Here is a 562-nt window from a genome sequence, read left to right as displayed (position 1 = left end):
GCGGTCGGCGTGTCGATCCACGCCAGCAGCACCGCGAAGGCGTCCGCACCGACCGAGGCCACCACGTCGCTGGCGCGCAGTGCGGCGCGCAGCCGCACCGCCAGCTTGCGCCGCAGCGCACCCAGCTCCGCCGCCGACGCGAGCTGCGTTGCGGCCGTCGTCAGGCCTTCAAGGTGGATCACCACCAGGGCCATCGGTGCGGGTTCGCGCTCGCGCAGCGCCAGCAGGTGGTTCACGTGTTCCAGCAGCTGCATCTGGTTGGGCAGGCCGGTGGCCAGGTCGGTCGCGTAGGCGCGGCGCGCCAGTCGGTCCAGGCGCTGGCGAACCACGGCCTGGTGCAGCGCCGGCAATAGCCGCTCGGCGGCGGCCAGGTCGGCCGACGGCAGCAGCGCCTGCACGCCGCGCTCCAGCAGCGCCTGCGCCAGCGCGGCGCTCGGCCGTTCGGTGGTCACCAGCACAGCGGCGTCACCGGCATCGGCCTGCCACCACGGCGAGGCCACGGCAGCGGCCAGCACCCGAACGTCGGCCGCCCTCGGCAGGTTCAGCAGCAGCGCGTCGAAGG

Annotated in this window: 1 protein-coding gene; it reads right to left on the bottom strand. The window is 74.9% G+C overall.

The window, feature by feature from the left end; all coding sequences use genetic code 11:
* The coding region (locus x551_RS23060; RefSeq protein WP_036252295.1) for a GGDEF domain-containing protein at positions 1–562 on the bottom strand (562 nt) is incomplete at both ends.

The organism is Methylibium sp. T29 (assembly GCF_000576205.1).
Taxonomy (GTDB): Bacteria; Pseudomonadota; Gammaproteobacteria; order Burkholderiales; family Burkholderiaceae_C; genus Methylibium; species Methylibium petroleiphilum.
Note: the sequence above shows the minus strand (reverse complement) of the source record. Positions and strands in the feature narration are given on the sequence as shown.